We start from the raw sequence: 19,110 nt of genomic DNA, 5'->3' as shown, positions 1-19,110 counted from the left end.
CTGGAATTGTTTGTCTGTTGAGCATGACCTTTTCCGAAAACCGGAATCCACTTTTCGGGATCATGCTCTAGCCACCATTAGCGGCCAACACGATCGCAGCCTGCAACTCGTCGAGGCCCTCGGCCTTTTCCGACGACGTCGCCAGGACGAACGGAAACGCCGCCGGCCGCTTCTTGATCTTTGCCAGCGTCTCCTCGATCAGCCGCGGCACGCCGGCAGCCTTGATCTTGTCGGTCTTGGTCAGCACGATCTGGTAGGACACCGCCGCCTTGTCGAGCAGCGACAGCACTTCGTCGTCCTTGGCCTTGATGCCGTGGCGGGCGTCGATCAGCACATAGACCCGCTTCAGCGTGACGCGGCCCTTGAGATAGTCGAAGACCAGCTTGGTCCACTCGTCGACCTTCTCCTTCGGCGCAGTGGCGTAGCCGTAGCCCGGCATGTCGACCAGCGCCAAGGGCGGCAGGTCGGCGCCCTCGCCGGAAAATCCATCCGGCACGAAATAGTTGAGCTCCTGCGTGCGCCCCGGCGTGTTGGAGGTGCGCGCCAGTCCCTTCTGGTTGACCAGCGCGTTGATCAGCGACGACTTGCCGACATTCGAGCGGCCGGCAAAGGCGATTTCCGGCGGCCCTTCCGGCGGCAGGAACTTCATCGCCGGCACGCCGCGGATGAAGATCCACCCGCGCGTAAACAGTTCGGTGCCGATCACGGTGTTGTTCAGAGCGTTCAAGCTGCTGCCTCCAGAAGAGAAATATCGGCACCCCGGATAGCATCGAGGTTGCGGCTGATCTTGTCCACCGGCCAGTCCCACCACGCCACCGCCAGCAGCCGCCTGATCGTCCGGTCGTCGAAACGCGTCTTCACCAATTTGGCCGGGTTGCCGGCGACAATCGCATAGGGCGGCACGTCATGCGTCACCACCGATTTCGCGGCAATGATGGCGCCATGGCCGATCGTCACGCCGGGCAGGATCACCGCCTCCATGCCGATCCAGACGTCGTTGCCGAGCACGGTGTCGCCGCGCACTTCCTTCGACCATGTCGCCGGGTCAAAACCCTTTTCCCAGCCATGGCCGAAAATATTGAACGGATAGGTGGAAAAGCCTGACATGGCGTGATTGGCGCCGTTCATGATGAAGCGCGCGCCCTCGGCGATGGCGCAGAACCTGCCGATGATGAGCTTGTCGCCAATGAACGGATAATGATGCAGCACGCACTTCTCGGCGAATTTGTCCGACCCGTCCGGATCGTCGTAATAGGTGTAGTCGCCGATCTCGATGTTCGGCGCGCTCACCAATCCCTTGAGGAAGCCGACGCGGGTGTGCATCGGGATAGGGTGCTTGATGTCGGGGTTGGGTCCGTCCATGTCGATGTCCGTCGGATGATTGGCCACCAGGCAACAGGCGAAGTTCGCATGCGCCGGTTCAAAATAGCGTGATCCGCCCTATAGCACCAATCGGCTGAGGAGCGAGTCTTGCGTGGTGGCGTTGCTCATTTGTTGCCGCGGCAGATCACGATCGGATCGGACAGCGCACTGTCGAAACCGCTGCCCTGGTAGACGGTGACGTTCGAAGCTCCGGGCGGCAACATGAAGGTGCCTTCGACGATTTTCTGATCGCCGGCTGACGTGTGCAGAGCCCAGCTAAACGTGCAAAACTGAGGCGGCGCCTGGGGTTCGACGTGGCTGCAGTTCAATTGCGCCCCACCCAGCATGGCGGCGCCGCCGCAGCTTACCGCCTCCCTTGCGAGTGCAATGCCGGGCCATCCCAAGAGAGCCGCCACGGTCGCGATCTTGAGCCAATTCATCATCATATCCTTGTCCGGCAACGGCCTGTTGCTCGACCCTTCTGGGGCGCCGCAAGCGCGTGTGACATTTTTTCCGGACTTAGTGCGTCTTGTGCGCCGCGCCCAGCAGGATTATGTGCATGATGATAATAAGCATGCTCACTAAAAGTCGCGTTCAGAAAACCAGCCCCTCCCATGCCATCGTCACCCAACATCAGCTTCGTGCTGCACGATGTCGCGCGTCTGCTTCGAAAGCGGTTCGAGCAGCGGTCGCGAGCGTCGGGCCTGACCCGCGCCCAGTGGCAGGTGCTGGCCTATCTGTCCCGGCATGAAGGCATCCACCAGAACAAACTGGCCGACCTGATCGAGATCATGCCGATCACGCTCGCCCGGCTGCTCGACAAGATGGAGGCGCGTGGCTTCATCGAACGCCGGCCAAATCCGGCCGATCGCCGGGCATGGCTGCTTTACCTGACGCCGCAAGCCCATCCCCTGCTCGAAATCATGCGCAGCAACGGCCAGAAGACGCGCGACGAGGCCTTCGTCGGCCTTTCGGCGGATGCCCAGCTGCATCTGCTGCAAACCCTATGCCTGATCAAATCCAATCTGCTCGAGGCTTGCGCTCAGCCAGCCGTCGACCGGGAGAACGACCATGACTGAATCGACCTCACCCAAAAAGCCCGGCAAGGACGAACCATCGGATCGCAAGAGCGACCAGATCATCCGGCTGGATAGCGAACGCGAGCAGAGGCGTGCCAGCGCAGTCATCGCCGATGGCGAGCTGGAAGCGCCGGTTGCGCTGGAGCCGGTGGCACTTGAAGCCCCCTCCAAAGAGCCGCAGCCGCAAGCCATGGTGGCTGTTGCGCCTGCGGCGCCGGTCAAGCCCAGGCGCAGCCTGACACGGCCGATCCTTTTCGCCCTGCTTCCCGTCGCGCTGGCTGTCGGCGGCTATTACTACGTTGTCGGCGGCCAGGTCATGACATCGGACAATGCCTACATCCAGGCGCAGTCGCTCGGCGTTTCCACCGACGTCTCCGGCACCGTCTCCGAGATCGACGTGCACGAGAACGAGGCGGTGAAGAAGGGCGACGTGCTTTTCCGCCTGAGGCCGGCCTCCTTCGAAACCGCTCTTGCCGCGGCCCAGGCCCAGCTGGGAACGGTGCGCAACCAGGTGCTGACCTTGCAGGCAAGTTACCAGCAGTCGCTGGCGCAGATCGAGCAGGCGCAGGCCGACATTCCCTATTATGAGGCCGCTTTCAAGCGTCAGCAGGATCTTCTCAAGACGTCTACCTCTTCGCAGGCCACTTTCGACAGCGCCCAGCACGACCTCGATGCCGCCCGCCAGAAAGTGTCCGTCGCCAAGGCGCAGGCACACGCGATGCTTGCCCAGCTGGGTGGCGACGCCAGCCAGCCGGTCGAGAAGAACCCCTTCTACCTGCAGGCCCAGTCGGCGGTGGACGACGCCCAGCGCAACCTCGGCGATGCGATCGTCAAGGCGCCGTTCGACGGCATCGTCACCAATGTGGACGCGCTCCAGGTCGGCAAGTACCTGCCGGCGTCGCAACCGGCGTTCAGCCTGGTTTCGGCGACGGACCTGTGGATCGCGGCGGAGCCGAAGGAAACCGAACTGACCTATGTGCGGCCGGGGCAGACGGCGACGATCAGCGTCGACAGCTATCCGGGCAGCGTCTGGCACGGCACGGTCGCCTCCATCAGCCCCGCCTCGTCGTCGAGCTTCTCGCTGCTTCCGGCGCAGAACACCACCGGCAACTGGGTCAAGGTCGTGCAGCGCATCCCGATGCGCGTGACGATTGACGATCTCCAGGGCAAACCGCCGCTGCGCGGCGGGATGAGCGCCGTCGTCGGCATCGATACCGGCCATGCTCGCGGCCTGCCGGACTTCGTCACGGATCTCATCAACCGGTTCGAGCAGAAGTCATGACCAGCGCGTCCGCGACAGGGGGCACATCGGTGGTCGCCAATCGCGGCGCCATTACCGCCTGCGTAATCCTGGCCGTGATCATGCAGGCGCTGGACACGACCATCGCCAATGTGGCGCTTCCCTACATCCAGGGCAGCGTTTCGGCGAGCGCCGACCAGATCAACTGGGTGCTGACGTCCTATATCGTCGCCGCGGCCGTGATGACGCCGCCTTCGGGCTACCTTGCCAATCGTTTCGGCCGCAAGCGCATCCTGCTGACCTCGATCGCCGGCTTCGTCGTCGCATCGGTGCTTTGCGGCTTCGCGCAGTCGCTGCCGCAGATCGTCGGCTTCCGCCTGCTGCAGGGCCTGTTCGGCGCGGCCCTGGTGCCGCTGTCGCAGAGCATCCTGCTCGACATCTACAGCGTTGAAGAGCGCGGCTCGGCCATGGCGCTGTTCGGCGTTTCGGTGATGGTCGGGCCGGTGCTCGGGCCGGTCATCGGCGGCTGGCTGACCGAAAATGTCAGCTGGCGCTGGGTGTTCTACATCAATGTGCCGATCGGCGCCCTGGCCTTCGCGGGCGTGTCGATGTTCGTCCTGGAAACCAAGACCGACCTCAAGGCAAGGCTGGACTGGCTGGGCTTTGGCATGCTCAGCCTCACCATCGCTTCGCTGCAGATGTTTCTCGATCGCGGCGAGCAGCTCAACTGGTTCTCGTCATCCGAGATCATCGTCGAGGCGCTGATCTGCGCGTCGGCCTTCTACATCTTCCTCGTCCACACCTTCACCGCCCGCAACTCGTTCGTGAACCCACGGCTCTTCCTCGACCGGAATTTCGCCGTCGGCATGGTCTTCATCTTCATCGTCGGCATCACCTACCTCGCTTCGCTGGCCTTGATGACGCCCTATCTGCAGACACTGATGGGCTATCCGGTGGTGACGGCCGGCATCGTCATGGGACCGCGCGGCCTCGGCACCATGGCGTGCATGTTCCTGGTCGGCAGGCTGGTCGGCAAGGTGGATACACGCTGGCTGCTCTTGACCGGCCTGCTGATCACCGCCTGGGCGATGTACGACATGACCGGCTGGACGCCTGATGTCTCGCAATGGACGATCATCAGCACCGGCTTCATCCAGGGTGCGGGGCTCGGCTTCCTGTTCGTTCCGCTGACCACCATCACCTTTGCCACGCTGGCGCCGGAGCGGCGCGCGGAAGGCACCGGACTGTACAATCTGTCGCGAAACATCGGCTCCAGTGTCGGCATATCGGTGGTCACCGCGCTTTTGACCCAGAATGTCCAGGTCAACCACGCCAACATCGCCACCTATGTGACGCCCTACAACCAGGCGTTCAGCAACCCGGCGATCTTCCAGGCGATGAACCCTTACAGCGCCGCCGGCCGTGCCGCGCTCGACGGCGTGGTAACGCTGCAGGCGACGATCATCAGCTACATGAACGACTTCAAGCTGATGATGATCCTTTCGCTTGCCGCCGTTCCGCTGGTTCTTTTGCTGCGCAAGCCGGCGACGCCGGCCAAGGTCGACCACAGCGCCGTCGTGGAGTGACGACGCGAGGGGCTACTCTTTGGATATGCCGATGCTAAAAGAAACCGGGGCCCTGTGGGGGACTACAGGACCCCGGCCGATGCCGATACGGCTTCCCAAGAAAATATGGCACCTCGTCATGAGGTGGGGATGGCAGGCCCGAGAAAGCCCAACGGACCTGCCTTGATCCCTGCGCCGGAAGCCGTTACTTCGGCAGCAGCACCTTGTTGACGACATGGATGACGCCGTTCGACTGGTTGACGTCGGCGATCGTCACCTTGGCCTCGCCGCCGGACTCATCCATGATGTAGAGCTTGCCCTTCTTGACCTCGGCGGTCAGCGTATCGCCGGAGACGGTCTTCATCTCATACTTGCCGCCCATTGCCTTGGCCTTGGCCATCATGTCCTTGCCGGAGATTTTGCCGGCCACGACATGCGCCGTCAGCACCTTGGTGAGCTGGTCCTTGTTCTCGGGCTTCAGCAGCGTGTCGACGGTGCCCTTGGGCAGCGCGGCAAACGCTTCATTGGTCGGCGCAAAGACAGTGAACGGACCGGCGCCCTGCAGCGTGTCGACCAGGCCGGCGGCCTTGACGGCGGCGACCAGCGTCGTGTGGTCCTTCGAGTTGACGGCGTTCTCGACGATGGTCTTGGTGGTGTACATGGGCGCGCCACCAACATTGGGGTTCTTGGCATAGGCTGGAGCGACGATCGTCGCGCCGGCGACGAGTGCGGAAAGGGCGATGGTCCTGAATGACGGCAAGTGCATGTGGTCTTCCTCCGGGTGAGGGCTGATCGGGATTGATAGCCTTTGGAAATGCACACGCAGTCACGCCTCGCGACCGCTTTCAGTTTCGCCGATCACGGGAACGTGACCCGACCTGTGGCCAATAAAAAAGCCCCGGACCAGCCGGGGCTTTGATGGAAGGAGACGCCTGCTATTCCGCCGGCGATGGTTTCTTTCGGAACAATGCCACGAGATTGTCCCACAACTCGATCTTGGCGCCCTGGCGCTTCATGATCACGCCCTGCTGCAGGATCGACAGCGTGTTGTTCCAGGCCCAGTAGATGACGAGACCGGCCGGGAAACCCGCCATCATGAAGGTGAAGATGACCGGCATCCAGGTGAAGATCGCGGCTTGCGTCGGGTCCGGCGGCGTCGGGTTCATGCGCATCTGCAGGAACATGGTGACGCCCATGATCAGCGGCCAGACGCCGATCATCAGCATGTGCGGCAAAGTGACAGGGACGAGGCCGAACAGATTGAAGATCGATGTCGGATCGGGTGCCGCCAGATCCTGGATCCAGCCGAAGAACGGCGCGTGGCGCATCTCGATGGTGATGTAGAGCACCTTGTAGAGCGAGAAGAAGACCGGGATCTGCAGCGCCACCGGCCAGCAGCCGGCCAGCGGATTGATCTTCTCGGTCTTGTACAGCTCCATCATCGCCTGCTGCTGCTTCATCTTGTCGTCCGCGTATTTCTCGCGGATCTCGAGCATCTTGGGCTGTACCTTCTTCATGTTCGCCATCGACGCGTAGGACTTGTTGGCGAGCGGGAAGAAGATGGCCTTGACGATGACGGTGGTGGCGAGGATCGCCAGGCCGAAATTGCCGAAGAATTTGTAGAGCGTGTCGATCAGCCAGAACATCGGCTTGGTGATGAAGTGGAACCAGCCCCAATCGATCAAGAGGTCGAAGCGCTTGATGTGGCGGTCTTCGGCATAGGCGTTGATCTTGCCGACTTCCTTGGCGCCGGCGAAGATTTCGCTCTCCACCGTCGTCGACTGACCGGCATCGACGGTGATCGGGTCGGTCAGGAAGTCGGACTGGTAGCGATGGCGACCGTCCTCAAAATAGGCGTAGCGCGGCTGGAACGGCTGCTTCTCGGTCGGCACCAGCGTCACCGCCCAGTATTTATCGGTGATGCCGAGCCAGCCGTCGGTGGACTTGCCAGGCATCGCCTGCTTGTCCTTTTCGATGGACGCGTATTTGTGCTCCTGCAGGCCTTCCGTGCCGGTGAAGCCGATCAGGCCCTCATGCAGCACATAGGTGCTGGCAACGGCCGGCTTGTCGAACCGGGTGACACGACCGTAATTGGACAGCGAGACGGCGGCCGCGCCCGAATTCTGGATCGTATCGGAAACCGTGAACATGTAGTTTGTGTCGACGGAAAAGGTGCGCTTGAAGGTCAGGCCTTTGTCGTTCGAATAGGTCAGCGTGACCGGCGTCGTCGGGGTCAGCGTCGCATTGCCGTCGACGGTCCAGACCGTCTCGGGACCGGGCACCGTGCCGGTCTTGTCGTTACCGACAAAGCCGATCTCGGCATAATAGCCGTTGGGCAGTGCCGCCGGGTTGAGCAGGCTGATCTCGGGCGAATTCTTGTCGACCGTCTCGGTGTAGTGCTTGAGCTTGAGATCGTCGAGGCGGGCACCGGTGAGGTTGATCGAGCCCTCCAGGCTCGGTGTGTCGATCTTGGCGCGCTTGGTGGTCTCCAGAGCCTGTTCGCGGCCGGCAGGCGTCACGGCGTCGGTGCCGGGTGCGTTCGGAATGGCGCCAGGTGCGGCGGGCGTTGCGGTACCGGCGCCGGGATTGGCGGCGTCGGCGGCCTTCTTCTGCTCTTCGACGCGCTGCTGTTCGATGCGGGCCGCCTCGCGCTGCTGCTCGCTGCGCGGCAAGACATAAAAATACTGCCATACCGCCAGGATCAGCACCGACAGCGCGATGGTGATGAAGAAGTTCCGGTTGTTTTCCATCGAAAGCCCTTGGCCTATCGTGTTCCGCGCAATCGGCGGGAGAGTTCGGCCTTCAACTGGCCGAACGGAATGGTCAGCACGTCTTCGCGCCCGACGATGACATAGTCATTGCCAGGCGCCATGTCACTTGCGGCATGCGTACGGACCGCTTCTCGCAGCCGTCGCCGGACGCGATTGCGGACAACCGCATTGCCGACCTTCTTGGTGACGGTATAGCCGACGCGCGGCGACAGGCCGTCGCCGCGGTCGAGAACTTCAACGAGAAAAAGCCGCCCGCGTCGCTTTTCACCACGACGGACGGCCAGGAATTCGGCGCGCTTCAGAAGCCGCTTGGGATTTGGTCCCACTGGCTTGCCGGATGCGGGCAACGATCTCGTCTTCCGTTCAGGCGCTGAGCCGCTTGCGACCGCGGTTGCGGCGAGCTGCGACGACGCCGCGACCACCCTTGGTGGCCATGCGGGCACGAAAGCCGTGCCGACGTTTGCGGACGAGTTTAGACGGTTGGTAGGTACGCTTCATTTGTTTTAATACCGCGGGGTGCGGCCCTTCTTGATTCTGTCACTGTGTAACAGGAGCTTTGCCGGGCCGGTTTTGGCGCGATCGAAACCGCGCCGGGACGAATGGCCCGAGCGTGAGCGGGCTTATAGAAAGAAGGGTTTTGGAAGTCAATCCGGAGTCGCCAGGCCGAAGCCGGTCGTCGTCAAGGCCGGTTTTTGTTTCCGGCCAAGGATGAAATTGGTAAAAAAGCCGTAATCGCCTAATCTGCGTTGATCAAGTGATCGTGAAGACATAGCCGCATGAACGAAACCATACAGGCGGAGGAACGGATCGACACGGCGGCGCCAACCGCCGGGCGCACCGTGCCGCTGTCGCGCGGCCTGTCGACCAAGCTGCTGCTGCTCACCATCGTTTTCGTGCTTCTGGCCGAAGTGCTGATCTTCCTGCCGTGGATCGCCAGCTACCGGCTGAACTGGCTGAAGGAGCGGCTGAGCACGGCGGCGGCGGTGTCGATCGTGCTGGTGCAAGGTGAATCCACCTCGCTGTCGCGTGCGGCCCAGAACGACGTGCTGATGGCGATCGGCGCCAAGGCGATCGCGGTGCGTGACGGCGGCGTGTCGCGGCTGCTGGTGGTGGCCGAGATGCCGCCGCAGGTCGACGAACACATCGATATCGCCTCGATCGGCATGATCAAAGGCATGACCGGCGCGCTCGACACGCTGTTTTTCGGCGGCCACAGGATGCTGCGCGTCTTCGGCCCGGTCGGCGACAGCGACAAGGAGTTCGAGCTGATCATGCCGGACAACAGTCTGCGCAACGCCATGCTGCGATATTCGCGCAACGTCGCCTTCGTCTCGCTGCTGATCTCGCTGTTCACCGCAATGCTGGTCTATGCCGCGATCGACCTGATCATGATCGGGCCGATCCGGACGATGACGCGTTCGATGCTGTCCTTCTCCGAAGCGCCGGACGATCCCGGACGCATCATCCATCCCGCCGCCCGCGCCGACGAGATCGGCGTCGCCGAGCGCGAGCTGTCGCAGATGCAGGAGCGGCTGCAAAAGATGCTCTCGGAGCAGAAGCACCTTGCCGACCTCGGCCTGGCCGTGTCGAAGATCAACCATGACATGCGCAACATCCTGGCCTCGGCGCAGCTGATGTCGGACCGCCTGCGCCAGGTCAAGGACCCGACCGTGCAGGCCTTCGCGCCGAAACTGCTGCGCGCGCTCGACCGCGCCGTCTCCTACTCCGAAGGCGTGCTTCACTATGGCCGCACCCAGGAGCCGCCGCCTTCGCGCCGCAGGCTCAGGCTGCGCCAGCTGGTCGAGGACGTGCACGGCCTGCTCGACATCGAGCAGGGCATCGAGTTCGTCAATGCGATCGAGCCGGCCTTCGAGGTGGATGCCGATTCCGAACAGTTGTTCCGCGTGCTCACCAATCTGTGCCGCAATTCCGTGCAGGCCATGGCCGCGGACAATGAAAGCGCGCTGGTCCGGCGCCTGGCGGTATCGGCCGTGCGCCTGGGCAGCGTCAGCCGCATCGTCGTCACCGACACCGGCCCCGGATTACCACCCAAGGCGCGGGAAAACCTGTTCGCGGCCTTTCGCGGCTCGGCCCGCAGCGGCGGCACCGGCCTTGGCCTGGCGATCGCGCACGAACTGATCCGGGCGCATGGCGGCACGGTGGAGCTGGTGGAAAGCATTGGCGGGCGCACCACATTCGCGGTCACCATTCCCGACCAACCGGTCCGGCTCGACCAGGCCCGCAACGGCCTGCGCCGCCCGGCGTGATGGTTCGGGCGCTGTTTCGCCCGATGCTCTTCCTCTGCAGGCCCGGTGCCTATTTCCTCTGGGTCGGCGCTATTCCCTCCAGGAATCGCTTTTTAGCTCGGCTTCGGGCCCTTTTGAACATGGCGGAATCCTGACCGCCGTCGCCGGATGACATACTTGCGACAAAACTTTTGCCGGATCGGCTTGCTTTTCGGAAATTCAGTCGCTAGGGAACACGTCTCGTCGCGGCCGGTCGTTCACGATCGGCTAGCGGGGTCATGGAAAGCATGGCCTGTTGCGCGCCCGTAGCTCAGCTGGATAGAGCACCAGACTACGAATCTGGGGGTCAGGAGTTCGAATCTCTTCGGGCGCGCCATTACATCACCACCACCCCAGAGCAACACTGGGCACTCGGGGTCCGCGATCGACCCTCAGCGGCCAATCACCTTCGTGGTTTGGTCCTCGCGAGAGGGAGGAAGCCGCCTGCCGGATGATCGCTCAGAGTCCACACACTGAATCGGGACATCAGAGGCAGGTGTCTGCTAAACGACTCTGGATGTCCTCGACCAACAGGGCTGCTTCTTCCGCGATTGCCAATATTGTGCCCGACCGTCGCGAGATCGCGAAAGGCAGGCCGGCAAAATACACGCCAGGGGCGCCCGCGAACACGCCCTCGTGCAATGGTTGCCCTTGCGCATCGAGCACATTGGGAACGCGCACCCACCCGAAATCCCCTCTGAACCCGGTGCACCAGATCACCGTTGTGATCCCCCGCGCGGCGAGGTCAATTGATCGGACGGGTGGATTCGGCAGAAGCGCGCCAATCACCTCCGCCGGGTCCGGCTCGGCCCTTGGGGCGTCGATCCCGTTGCGCGTGATGTACTCGTCGATATGGCTTCGAATTCTGGCGGAGCCCTCGTCTGCATAGCGAACATGCTCCTCTGCATCGTCGCTGAACGAGAGGCGGCCGTTGTCGACGCCGGTGAGGCGACCCAGCAAGATAACGCCTTGCGCACTGAGGGACTGCAGGCTGATCGTATGGAGCGCACCTGTCAGCGGCCTTCCAGGGATGGGGCCCTGCTGAAGTATTTCGCTGCGCGTCACATCTATCAGTCCGCTAAGAACCATCCAGACGCTGATGTGACTGCCTCGGTACATTCGAGGCAGTCGGCCGACCCGGCTCGTTGCAAGAAATACAGTTCGCCCCGCCTGGACCAAGTCCTCGGCTATTTGGCCGCCCGACTGGGCGCTACCGACCACCAACACGGCTCCGCTGTCGAGACGAGATGCGTTGCGGTAGGCCGATGCATCAATCTGTTGGACTTCCGGCGGCAGCAACGCAGAAAAAGGCGGGCGCGCCGGGCAATTCTGGTTGCTGCTTGCGATCACCACAGTCCTCGCCCACAAGGGGCCGTGCGGAAGGGCCAGCCGATACAGGCCGCCGCTCGCAACAAGTTCCGTCACCGGCGTGCCGGTTTCAACCGGGAGGCCATACCGGACTGCATAGTCCTCCAACAGCGTAACAAACTCACCGCTTGTCATTGCACCGTTGGGATCGGGGCCGACATAGGTATCCCCGGGCATGACCGTTTGGCTGTTAGGTGTGTTTACCCGAAAGGAGTCCCAGCGCTGGGTCCGCCAGGTCTCACCGATGCGACCTCGCTCCAACACTCTATGACGCAAGCCGCGCTGCGTCAGCGCATGACTGACGCCCAGACCCGCCCAACCGGCACCGATGACGGCGGCATCAAGAATGTCCGTTCCGCTCGTCATTAGGCCCCCTCTGATTGTCACCCTATTGTACTTTGTTAGATTAGCAAATGGCCTGCTTTCTAGTGCTGCTTGCTCTCACGCGACAAGATCGAACACGGCAACACTTGGCGAGGCGATGCCTAAGATGTCGCGTCTCGTGTAATCCGCGCCTATGAGAACGTCTGTCAACCGAACGTCCGCCATTGGCGCAGAGCTGAGGGTGAGTTCGATCGAGCTCGCGAGTTCCCTAGGGAAAAGCGCAGGTCGCGTCGTGACGCAAGTGGTGCCGCCGAGACGGAACGCGCTCGCTCGCGGGACTATCACGGTCTCTCGAAGCGATACTGTACCGAGCCGCTCCACACGACCCGGAAGGATGCCGAGCCACCATCGCTTCGGCGACCGCTTTCCTAAACGCCGTCGCCGCCATGGTTCCCATCCGCCGTTCGGGACGGACTACTTCCATCCGTCTGAAGCGTCACCAGGAGAGTTCAGCTTGCGCATTCGCGTAACAAGCTTGTGATTTTCGTATCAAGATCGCGGGCGACAGCAAGAGCCTCCAAATTACCATAGGAGAGCAGATAACTCTCCATTTTGTCATATGAGACATGCACGCCATCGGGACGTTGATCAACAAGGACTGTGACTGGGGCGTAGGATCCAGCATCGGGAACGTGCTTGACCATTTCTTTCATAATGAGTGGATTGCCCACCAGAAACCGCATGCTCTTAGGAGTGTCGCGTCCAGTTTCGCGGCGCAGAATGGCGCCCAAGTCGAATTCCGCGAAGAGCATGAGACCGATGCGGCCTTGGCCGTTTTGCACAACGCGCTCCAAATCCGAGAAGGAATTTGCAGCCCTCGTCGCCTTGAAAAAATCGACCATGTCAGGTTGCCCGACCGCTGACTTGAGCGCGGCCACAACGGCGTCGAAGGGTTTGGAACACGCCAGGCTGAAACGCTCAACCTCGACCTTTGCGATTGTCATTTCTTTCTCCGCTACAGCTCTCAAGAACAAAGGCGCGACCGATCGCGCCGGGATTATGCAACCGCCGATTACGCTTCCAGGAAGCTCCGGACGTGGCTGACGAACAATTCGTGGTATTGAAACAGCGCGCCGTGGCCGGAATCGGGATAGAGGACCAGCTGGGCGTTGCTTAGAGCCTTGAACATTGCGTAGGCGTTGTCCGCCGGCAGCATGGTGTCGTGGCTGCCGCTGACCACAAGGGCGGGCTGGCGGATGGCGCGCAGAATGGCGTGCTCGGGATCAGGTGTGGCGCACCAAGTAATAAGCGCCTTGGCCTGCGGATCCGTCACCGCGCCGCCGTTATCGGTGTCCCGATCTTCCCTTCGCACCTTCGCCCGCTTCAGGAACGCCAGGCCGGCCGACTGGCTGGCGGACGACTTCGTGAAGAATAGCGGCAGGCGGAGGTCCGGCGCCTCGGTTTGGGAAAAAGCGTCCTGGAGAACCGTCAACAGGTGTTCCTCTCCGCCTTTCGGAGCGGTGCCGACGAGGATTAGCTTGCGGACCAGCCGTCCGTGCTCGGCAGCGATCTGCTGGGCGACGCAACCGCCGAGGGAAAAGCCCAGAAGGTCGACTTCGGAGAGGCCGAGCAGTTTGATAAAAGCGACCGCGTCTCGGGCCATCGCCGCGATATTGTCGGGCGTTTGGCCTGTCGAGCGGCCGACCCCGGCGTTGTCGAAAACGATCACCGGTCGATCGGCGGCCAGGACATTCACGACGGCGGGGTCCCACGCGTCGATGTTGCCCGAGAAATGCTGCAGGAGAACCAGCGCCGTTCCGGTCGATGGGCCGAGGCGGCGATAGGCGAAGCGGATTCCGCTGCCTTCGATGTAACGGGTGGGCGCCGTTTCTAGCGTGGCGGCGTCCTGGCTCGCGGTGTCGAACTCAGTCATGTCATCCTCCGGATGCTTGGCAAATAATCGAGTGGGAGTAGCTGGTGCGGTTTTGGCTAGGTCTGAGCCGCTCGCGGTCCAAGGCATTCCGTAGTCCGCCGAGCACCCGTGCTCCCGGCACGAAAGTGCCGGGAGCGGTATCGTCACTTCACGAGTGCGGCCTTTTCAATCACGGCGGCGACTTCCTTCGCGTGGACGACGAGAGAGGCGTGGCTGCCGGCGACCTCCGTCGTCTGGGCCTTCATCCTGTCGGCGAACATCTTCTGGACCTCGGGTGCGATGACCTTGTCCTTCGTGCTGATCACATAGAACGTCGGCTTGTCGCGCCAAGCTGCCTTATCGACGGGAGCCTCGAACGCCGTGTGGTTCAACGGGAGCTGATGGTTTGCCAAGGATTCGGCGATCTCCGGAGGAAGGTCAGCCGCGACTGCCGAAGGAAACACTTTGGGATCGATGTAGAGGTTGCCCTGTTCGTCGGGATGGATCGCCGCGGCGCCTTCGGTTGCCGGACCGCTCTTGGATAAGCTCGCCAGAGATTCCCCCACGTCGGGCGCGAATGCGGAGACGTAGACGAGCGCCGAGACGTTTGGATCGTCGCCTGCTTGGGTGATGACCACACCGCCCCAAGAGTGTCCAACGAGAACGGTCTTCCCGTTCTGTTTCGCGAGCGCCTGTTTGGTGGCATCGACGTCCGCTGCGAGGGAGGTGAGCGGGTTTTCGACGAGCGTTACGTTGTAGCCCTTCTTCGTCAGGATATCGGCAACCGGCTTCCAGCTCGTCTGGTCGACGAAAGCGCCATGGACGAGCACGATATTGTGAGCCGCGCCCTTGGGCAGTTGAGCTGATTGGGCGGGGGCGGCAAGTGTTGCTCCGGCCATGAGGACGGTGGCGACTGAGAGTAGAAGATTTCGCATTGATTGCTCCTGTTGAGATGACGGACGACGCGGGTCCGGGGCAGGCGTGTCGGCAAAAGTCGCGGTTCTCCCATCTGCCGTTTGCGTAATGGTTTGCCGCGCGACCTGCTGGCTCGACTTGAGATCAGTTAGTACGTGGAGCATTCGGACGTTAGCCATCAATCGTCCGAATATTGTGTCCGACCGTCCGTCGTATTAATATCGGGAGGATGGACATCCTCGCCCAAGTGCTCGATCGCATTCGCCTCGGTGGGACTCTGCTCTTCCACTTCGAGCTCGGCCATCCATGGAATCTGGCATTGCCAGCGCGCCCCTACGCCCTGTTTCATTATCTCAGTCGCGGCTCAGCTACCCTCGCGCTCGATCAGGGACGAGAACTCCAGATGACTGCGGGCGACTTTGTCGTCGTCACACGCGGCGAGCCTCACCTGATTTATTCGGATCGCCGGACGACGCCATTACCGATTCCGGATCTCGGTCGACTGCCCGGACGTCTTGGCGTCGTTCGTCATGGAGGCAACGCGCAGCCACTCTCGACGATGATCTGTGGCAATTTCACTGTGGAGCGGCCCTCGCGCGGCAGCGTGTTGGAATTGCTTCCGCCCCTGCTTCTCCTGAAGCCGACGGAAGACGGCGGATGGCTCGAGGCGATTCTGCAACGCATGGTGAGCGAGTCGGCGCTTGCGCGTCCCGGCCAAGACGTCGCACTGTCACGACTGACAGAAGTGCTCTTCGTTGAGGTGTTGCGAAGCTGGATCAAGTCTCTCGATTCCGGAGAAGGCGGGTGGCTGGGGGCGATGGCGGACCCGCACATAGGACCGGCGCTTCAGTTGATTCACGAACGACCGGATCAACCCTGGACCCTTGGCGACCTAGGGCAGCGCGTGGGGCTCGGTCGCTCGGCGTTTTCAGCTCGCTTCACCAACCTCGTCGGCCAGTCCATGTACCGTTATCTGATCGCACGCCGGATGTCGGAGGCTGCGTTTCTGCTCGAAACAAGCGACGAGGGGATTGCAAGGATTGCGACCCGTGTCGGCTACGAGACCCCGGCCGCGTTTTCGAAGCTGTTCCATCGACATCATGGCCTATCGCCTGGCCGTTATCGAGCAGCTCGCCGGTCTGACGGTGGCCGAAGGCAAGGGGACGTCCTGGAAGCAGAAGTCGCCGATTGACCTCGACCAAGCTGGCTACTGGAAGGTCTGGCGATGGGCGGCCGGGCGGCTCCGGCAGGAGTGTCCAGTTTGTTCACAAATGGCGCGCAGAATCGTCACCCCGCCAGTACGGGCAGCCAGCCGAGGTCTCCGCTACAGACGGCCCGGCGCTTGGGTGCATCTGGTCTCATCCAGGGCCGCCAGGCTACCAAAGCCGACTGTTAATCGGCGGCGCTCCTGCGACGCGCAAACCCCCGAGCTAGGCGCGTTGAGGCTGCTCGGAGTCAGCGCTCGCGCCGATAGTGCATAGCGACCGCGCCGTTGCGGAGCGCCTTCGCCGAGACCAGTTCGAGCCGTCGCGCACTGGGCAGCCCGCCCTGGTACAGGGTCGGGCCGTGGCCAGCGATCCTGGGATGGACGAGGACCTGATATTCGTCGATCAGATCCAGCCGGTCCAGCTCGGTCGCGAGTTTGCCGCTACCGAGGAGCACGCCGACCGGAGTCGCGTCCTTGAGCCTCTGTACGCCTGTTCGCAGGTCGTCGGCGATATGGTGGCTGTTGGCCCACGGGAAGTCCGTTCGCGTCGACGACACCACGTACTTCGGTTTGGCGTCCAGCTTGACCGCCCACTCGCGTAACGCCGGCGGCGCCTGCACGTCGCCGCGAGCCACCGCCGGCCAGTAGCTCTCCATCATCTCGTAGGTGATGCGGCCCCACAGCATCGCCCCGCCCTCGTCCATAAGGCGGGTGAAGAACGCGTGCGTCTCGTCGTCAGCGATTCCCTCCTCATGATCGACGCAGCCGTCCAGGGTGACGTTTATGCTGAAGGTCAATAGTCCCATGCGACGAGCCTAAGCCATCCGCTCGAAAAAACGTAGGGCTATTGCTCGTGGTTGATGTTCAACTTCCGCCGTGAGAAAGCGTTGCCCACCCATGATCCGCTACAACCGGGCTCGGGGGCTTCCGTTTCCCCGTGCGACGTCATCGATCGGCTCGGGATCCGTCGGCCTTGGCAAGAGTAATAGTCAGCCCACTTGCATCAATGTTTCAGCTCGCCACTTCTTGACAAAAGGGCGGTCGATTTGTGGTCATTGTCCTATTCTCAACATCACCTTGCGCCCGTCGGAAAGGGTTCCCGCTCCTGTGCAGCTACGGGTTGTCTGCTGGTCAGCGAGAACACGAACCGGGATGAGAGTTGCCCGCAAACGATCGTCCCTTCTCCATGCGAGAACGTAAGATTGACGATAGCCGTCCCTCGGCATTCGACCCCGGTATTGGTCTGTCCGCTAATAGTTCCGCGCCGTGTAATGCTGTTGACGAAAGCCTTCCCGGAAAAGGAGAGCGTCCCATCGGCAGTCTGACCGGAGACTGGTGCGATGATTGTGAGCAGATTTTGCGCCTGCGCGTAGCCGACAGCCTCTACGGCACCATACGCAATAAACATTGTGGCTAGGATTCGCCTGGTCTCGGCGAGGTCTCCGCAATGGTATCTCAATTGAAGCTTGCCAGCCCCGCGCGGCGGGCACCCTCCCGGATCGCGGCAATAGCGGGAGGATTGGTGACTGGATAGGAGCCGATAAACCCTTCGGCCGAAGTGTTTGGAAATTCTCTCGCCAACCGGTTGGCAATCTTTATTGCCTGAGGTGTTTCGCCGAGCATGGCGTGCGCCATGGCCTGGAACAGCAGCGTTGCAGGCGAGTCCGGCGGTGCTTGGCTGAACGCGGTCAGGCACTCCCTGTGGAGACCTACAACGAAGCTCGATCGGCCAAGCATGCTATAGTACCAGGAAACATACGGATTGAGACGGATCGCACGCTTCGCCAGTTCATATCCTTCCCGCGGGTCGCCTGTCACGAATGCCTTTCCTCCGGCAAGCAAGGCGAGGGTATCGGCATCGTGCGGGGCGGCCGCCAAGGCAAGATCATGTTCTCTTGCTGTCGCATCGAGATCGCCCTGCAAGGCTCGAAGCTCGGCTAGACATATGCGTGCATGGGTATCACCCGCGTCGAGCGCCAAAGCTCGTTCGAGGCACAGTTTCCATTGCTCCTTTGCGGCGGAAGGGTCGTTGGTAAACGCATTGATGGCGGCGACGGCATGCGCCAGCCCCAGTACTGTCCAGGCTCTGGCAAGTCCAGGGTCGAGCTCGATGGCACGCGTCAGAAGCCGCACCGCTTCCGTATTCGAAGCGTGCGTGTACAAATTGTGCTGCTCGACGCCGAGCAGATAGTAGTCATAGGCACGTAGGCTGGCGGGGTGTTTTCGGCGGACAACATCGCGTCGAAGTTTTGCGAGCTTGCCGCAACAGCTAGCAAGGACGTTGACGACGTTTTCGGTGACCATGTCCTGCATCGCAAACAGGTCTTCAGCTGATCGATCATAGCGGGCCGTCCACAAATCGACTCCAGTGCGCGCGTCGACGAGTTGGACGCAGATCCGCAGCTGCTGCGCTGCCGCCTGCAAGGTCCCCTCAAGTAGATAATCCGCATTCAGTTCCCGCCCGATGGATAGCACGTCATCGCGCCGTCCCTTGTACGAGAGCATGGTCTGGCGGGCGATGACCGCAAGGTCGGGGTAGCGAGCGAGGTCGACCATGATGTCCGCCGACAAGCCATCGGCCAAGCGGTTCCATCGCTCGTCCGCGCTCAGATTGTCGAAAGGGAGAACCGCAACGACTGTTGGCCCAGAGGCCTCTACCGAAAGGCCACCGGATGATGCATGGCCCGTGTCTTGCTCGCGTTGGTCGGCAAGCAAGATTGCAAGCGCAACTTTGCTGCGAATATCGAGTTTCCGATATATGGCCGACAGATGGGTCCGAACGGTAGTCGGCGCTATGAAGAGCGTCTCGCCGATTTCACGGTAGGTCATCCCCTCGGCGAATTTTGCAGCGACCACCCGCTCCCGGTCCGACAGACTGGTCAGAGGATTGCTCACGGCGCGAAGCATCGCTTCAAGTCTCCGATCCGCTACGAGTTGTGGCCGACCCGGCACGGCAAAATACTACAGATGCGATCTCGAAAACACTGCATTTGCACGATGCCATCCGACCGCCACCAATTCTAGGCTTTCCTGTCGACGGGGTTTGGTCGGGTCGCAGAAACCCGATCCATTCAGGAAGCAG

At 61.9% G+C, this 19,110-nt stretch carries 18 protein-coding genes and 1 tRNA gene; 6 read left to right on the top strand and 13 right to left on the bottom strand.

Features of this window, described 5'->3' with window-relative positions; genetic code table 11:
• Nucleotides 1-67 precede the first annotated feature (67 nt).
• The 3 genes from yihA to AC1D2G_RS03585 all read right to left on the bottom strand — a co-directional run bounded on the left by yihA (nucleotide 68) and on the right by AC1D2G_RS03585 (nucleotide 1,802).
• A complete protein-coding gene (gene yihA, locus AC1D2G_RS03595) occupies nucleotides 68-727 on the bottom strand; it encodes a ribosome biogenesis GTP-binding protein YihA/YsxC (protein WP_095083510.1) in 660 nt (219 codons plus the stop codon).
• Nucleotides 724-1,362, bottom strand: a complete 639-nt coding sequence (locus AC1D2G_RS03590; protein WP_477412074.1) for a CatB-related O-acetyltransferase — start codon at nucleotides 1,360-1,362, stop codon at nucleotides 724-726. Before AC1D2G_RS03590 ends, yihA begins: the two co-directional genes overlap by 4 nt.
• Before the next feature lie 125 nt (nucleotides 1,363-1,487).
• The gene (locus AC1D2G_RS03585) at nucleotides 1,488-1,802 is read right to left on the bottom strand and encodes a hypothetical protein (RefSeq protein WP_095084342.1); all 315 of its coding nucleotides are present in this window, start codon (nucleotides 1,800-1,802) and stop codon (nucleotides 1,488-1,490) included.
• A gap of 174 nt (nucleotides 1,803-1,976) precedes the next feature.
• On the opposite strand from AC1D2G_RS03585, the gene AC1D2G_RS03580 reads away from it, so the two are divergent.
• The 3 genes from AC1D2G_RS03580 to AC1D2G_RS03570 are packed head-to-tail and all read left to right on the top strand — an operon-like array spanning nucleotide 1,977 to nucleotide 5,267.
• The gene (locus AC1D2G_RS03580) at nucleotides 1,977-2,441 is read left to right on the top strand and encodes a MarR family winged helix-turn-helix transcriptional regulator (protein WP_477302761.1); all 465 of its coding nucleotides are present in this window, start codon (nucleotides 1,977-1,979) and stop codon (nucleotides 2,439-2,441) included.
• Nucleotides 2,434-3,723 carry an HlyD family secretion protein gene (locus AC1D2G_RS03575; protein WP_477412072.1) on the top strand — a complete coding sequence of 430 codons (1,290 nt, stop codon included), beginning with the start codon at nucleotides 2,434-2,436 and terminating at the stop codon, nucleotides 3,721-3,723. Before AC1D2G_RS03580 ends, AC1D2G_RS03575 begins: the two co-directional genes overlap by 8 nt.
• Entirely contained in the window at nucleotides 3,720-5,267 is a 1,548-nt protein-coding gene (locus tag AC1D2G_RS03570) for a DHA2 family efflux MFS transporter permease subunit (RefSeq protein ID WP_477412070.1), read from the top strand. The genes AC1D2G_RS03575 and AC1D2G_RS03570 overlap by 4 nt, the downstream gene beginning before the upstream one ends.
• Nucleotides 5,268-5,451: 184 nt before the next feature.
• Here the strand turns inward: AC1D2G_RS03570 and AC1D2G_RS03565 are convergent, their stop codons facing one another.
• The 4 genes from AC1D2G_RS03565 to rpmH all read right to left on the bottom strand — a co-directional run bounded on the left by AC1D2G_RS03565 (nucleotide 5,452) and on the right by rpmH (nucleotide 8,515).
• A complete protein-coding gene (locus AC1D2G_RS03565) occupies nucleotides 5,452-6,012 on the bottom strand; it encodes a fasciclin domain-containing protein (RefSeq protein WP_477412068.1) in 561 nt (186 codons plus the stop codon).
• Nucleotides 6,013-6,181: 169 nt separating this feature from the next.
• Complete coding sequence (gene yidC / locus AC1D2G_RS03560; RefSeq protein WP_477412066.1) at nucleotides 6,182-7,996, bottom strand: membrane protein insertase YidC; 1,815 nt, start codon at nucleotides 7,994-7,996, stop codon at nucleotides 6,182-6,184.
• A 14-nt stretch (nucleotides 7,997-8,010) separates the two neighbouring features.
• Nucleotides 8,011-8,364 carry a ribonuclease P protein component gene (gene rnpA / locus AC1D2G_RS03555; RefSeq protein ID WP_111545239.1) on the bottom strand — a complete coding sequence of 118 codons (354 nt, stop codon included), beginning with the start codon at nucleotides 8,362-8,364 and terminating at the stop codon, nucleotides 8,011-8,013.
• A 16-nt stretch (nucleotides 8,365-8,380) separates the two neighbouring features.
• On the bottom strand, nucleotides 8,381-8,515 hold the full coding sequence (rpmH, locus tag AC1D2G_RS03550) for a 50S ribosomal protein L34 (protein ID WP_008833937.1): 135 nt from the start codon (nucleotides 8,513-8,515) through the stop codon (nucleotides 8,381-8,383).
• A gap of 278 nt (nucleotides 8,516-8,793) precedes the next feature.
• Here rpmH and AC1D2G_RS03545 point away from each other — a divergent pair, with 278 nt between their 5' ends.
• Nucleotides 8,794-10,284 (top strand): ATP-binding protein, encoded by a 1,491-nt coding sequence (locus AC1D2G_RS03545; RefSeq protein ID WP_477412064.1) that lies wholly within the window; start codon nucleotides 8,794-8,796, stop codon nucleotides 10,282-10,284.
• Between the two features lie 278 nt (nucleotides 10,285-10,562).
• Nucleotides 10,563-10,639: transfer RNA gene (locus AC1D2G_RS03540), tRNA-Arg, on the top strand.
• A 149-nt stretch (nucleotides 10,640-10,788) separates the two neighbouring features.
• On the opposite strand, the gene AC1D2G_RS03535 is transcribed toward AC1D2G_RS03540, so the two are convergent.
• The 4 genes from AC1D2G_RS03535 to AC1D2G_RS03520 form a co-directional block, all read right to left on the bottom strand.
• Nucleotides 10,789-12,036 (bottom strand): flavin-containing monooxygenase, encoded by a 1,248-nt coding sequence (locus AC1D2G_RS03535; protein WP_477412062.1) that lies wholly within the window; start codon nucleotides 12,034-12,036, stop codon nucleotides 10,789-10,791.
• Nucleotides 12,037-12,503: 467 nt separating this feature from the next.
• Nucleotides 12,504-12,998, bottom strand: a complete 495-nt coding sequence (locus tag AC1D2G_RS03530) for a DUF302 domain-containing protein (RefSeq protein WP_477412060.1) — start codon at nucleotides 12,996-12,998, stop codon at nucleotides 12,504-12,506.
• A 68-nt stretch (nucleotides 12,999-13,066) separates the two neighbouring features.
• A complete protein-coding gene (locus AC1D2G_RS03525) occupies nucleotides 13,067-13,927 on the bottom strand; it encodes an alpha/beta fold hydrolase (RefSeq protein ID WP_477412058.1) in 861 nt (286 codons plus the stop codon).
• 143 nt (nucleotides 13,928-14,070) lie between these two features.
• Nucleotides 14,071-14,841, bottom strand: a complete 771-nt coding sequence (locus tag AC1D2G_RS03520) for an alpha/beta hydrolase (RefSeq protein WP_095083571.1) — start codon at nucleotides 14,839-14,841, stop codon at nucleotides 14,071-14,073.
• 209 nt (nucleotides 14,842-15,050) lie between these two features.
• Between AC1D2G_RS03520 and AC1D2G_RS03515 the strand changes: the two genes are divergently transcribed.
• Nucleotides 15,051-16,013, top strand: a complete 963-nt coding sequence (locus AC1D2G_RS03515; RefSeq protein ID WP_477412055.1) for a cupin domain-containing protein — start codon at nucleotides 15,051-15,053, stop codon at nucleotides 16,011-16,013.
• Between the two features lie 263 nt (nucleotides 16,014-16,276).
• Here the strand turns inward: AC1D2G_RS03515 and AC1D2G_RS03510 are convergent, their stop codons facing one another.
• Together AC1D2G_RS03510 and AC1D2G_RS03505 are read right to left on the bottom strand one after the other, a co-directional pair.
• Nucleotides 16,277-16,834: a dihydrofolate reductase family protein gene (locus tag AC1D2G_RS03510; protein WP_477412054.1), complete on the bottom strand. Its 558-nt coding sequence runs from the start codon at nucleotides 16,832-16,834 to the stop codon at nucleotides 16,277-16,279.
• Between the two features lie 649 nt (nucleotides 16,835-17,483).
• Complete coding sequence (locus AC1D2G_RS03505; RefSeq protein ID WP_477412052.1) at nucleotides 17,484-18,935, bottom strand: LuxR C-terminal-related transcriptional regulator; 1,452 nt, start codon at nucleotides 18,933-18,935, stop codon at nucleotides 17,484-17,486.
• Nucleotides 18,936-19,110: the final 175 nt, after the last annotated feature.

This window comes from Mesorhizobium sp. P2_C7, assembly GCF_056404515.1.
Note: the sequence above shows the minus strand (reverse complement) of the source record. Positions and strands in the feature narration are given on the sequence as shown.

Excerpts from the sequence above, each read along its gene's own strand:
- AC1D2G_RS03590 (WP_477412074.1), bottom strand. The coding sequence starts at position 1,362 with ATGGACGGACCCAACCCCGACATCAAGCACCCTATCCCGATGCACACC.
- AC1D2G_RS03585 (WP_095084342.1), bottom strand. The coding sequence starts at position 1,802 with ATGAATTGGCTCAAGATCGCGACCGTGGCGGCTCTCTTGGGATGGCCC.
- AC1D2G_RS03580 (WP_477302761.1), top strand. The coding sequence starts at position 1,977 with ATGCCATCGTCACCCAACATCAGCTTCGTGCTGCACGATGTCGCGCGT.
- AC1D2G_RS03575 (WP_477412072.1), top strand. The coding sequence starts at position 2,434 with ATGACTGAATCGACCTCACCCAAAAAGCCCGGCAAGGACGAACCATCG.
- AC1D2G_RS03570 (WP_477412070.1), top strand. The coding sequence starts at position 3,720 with ATGACCAGCGCGTCCGCGACAGGGGGCACATCGGTGGTCGCCAATCGC.
- AC1D2G_RS03565 (WP_477412068.1), bottom strand. The coding sequence starts at position 6,012 with ATGCACTTGCCGTCATTCAGGACCATCGCCCTTTCCGCACTCGTCGCC.
- yidC (WP_477412066.1), bottom strand. The coding sequence starts at position 7,996 with ATGGAAAACAACCGGAACTTCTTCATCACCATCGCGCTGTCGGTGCTG.
- rpmH (WP_008833937.1), bottom strand. The coding sequence starts at position 8,515 with ATGAAGCGTACCTACCAACCGTCTAAACTCGTCCGCAAACGTCGGCAC.
- AC1D2G_RS03545 (WP_477412064.1), top strand. The coding sequence starts at position 8,794 with ATGAACGAAACCATACAGGCGGAGGAACGGATCGACACGGCGGCGCCA.
- AC1D2G_RS03535 (WP_477412062.1), bottom strand. The coding sequence starts at position 12,036 with ATGACGAGCGGAACGGACATTCTTGATGCCGCCGTCATCGGTGCCGGT.
- AC1D2G_RS03530 (WP_477412060.1), bottom strand. The coding sequence starts at position 12,998 with ATGACAATCGCAAAGGTCGAGGTTGAGCGTTTCAGCCTGGCGTGTTCC.
- AC1D2G_RS03525 (WP_477412058.1), bottom strand. The coding sequence starts at position 13,927 with ATGACTGAGTTCGACACCGCGAGCCAGGACGCCGCCACGCTAGAAACG.
- AC1D2G_RS03520 (WP_095083571.1), bottom strand. The coding sequence starts at position 14,841 with ATGCGAAATCTTCTACTCTCAGTCGCCACCGTCCTCATGGCCGGAGCA.
- AC1D2G_RS03515 (WP_477412055.1), top strand. The coding sequence starts at position 15,051 with ATGGACATCCTCGCCCAAGTGCTCGATCGCATTCGCCTCGGTGGGACT.
- AC1D2G_RS03510 (WP_477412054.1), bottom strand. The coding sequence starts at position 16,834 with ATGGGACTATTGACCTTCAGCATAAACGTCACCCTGGACGGCTGCGTC.
- AC1D2G_RS03505 (WP_477412052.1), bottom strand. The coding sequence starts at position 18,935 with ATGCTTCGCGCCGTGAGCAATCCTCTGACCAGTCTGTCGGACCGGGAG.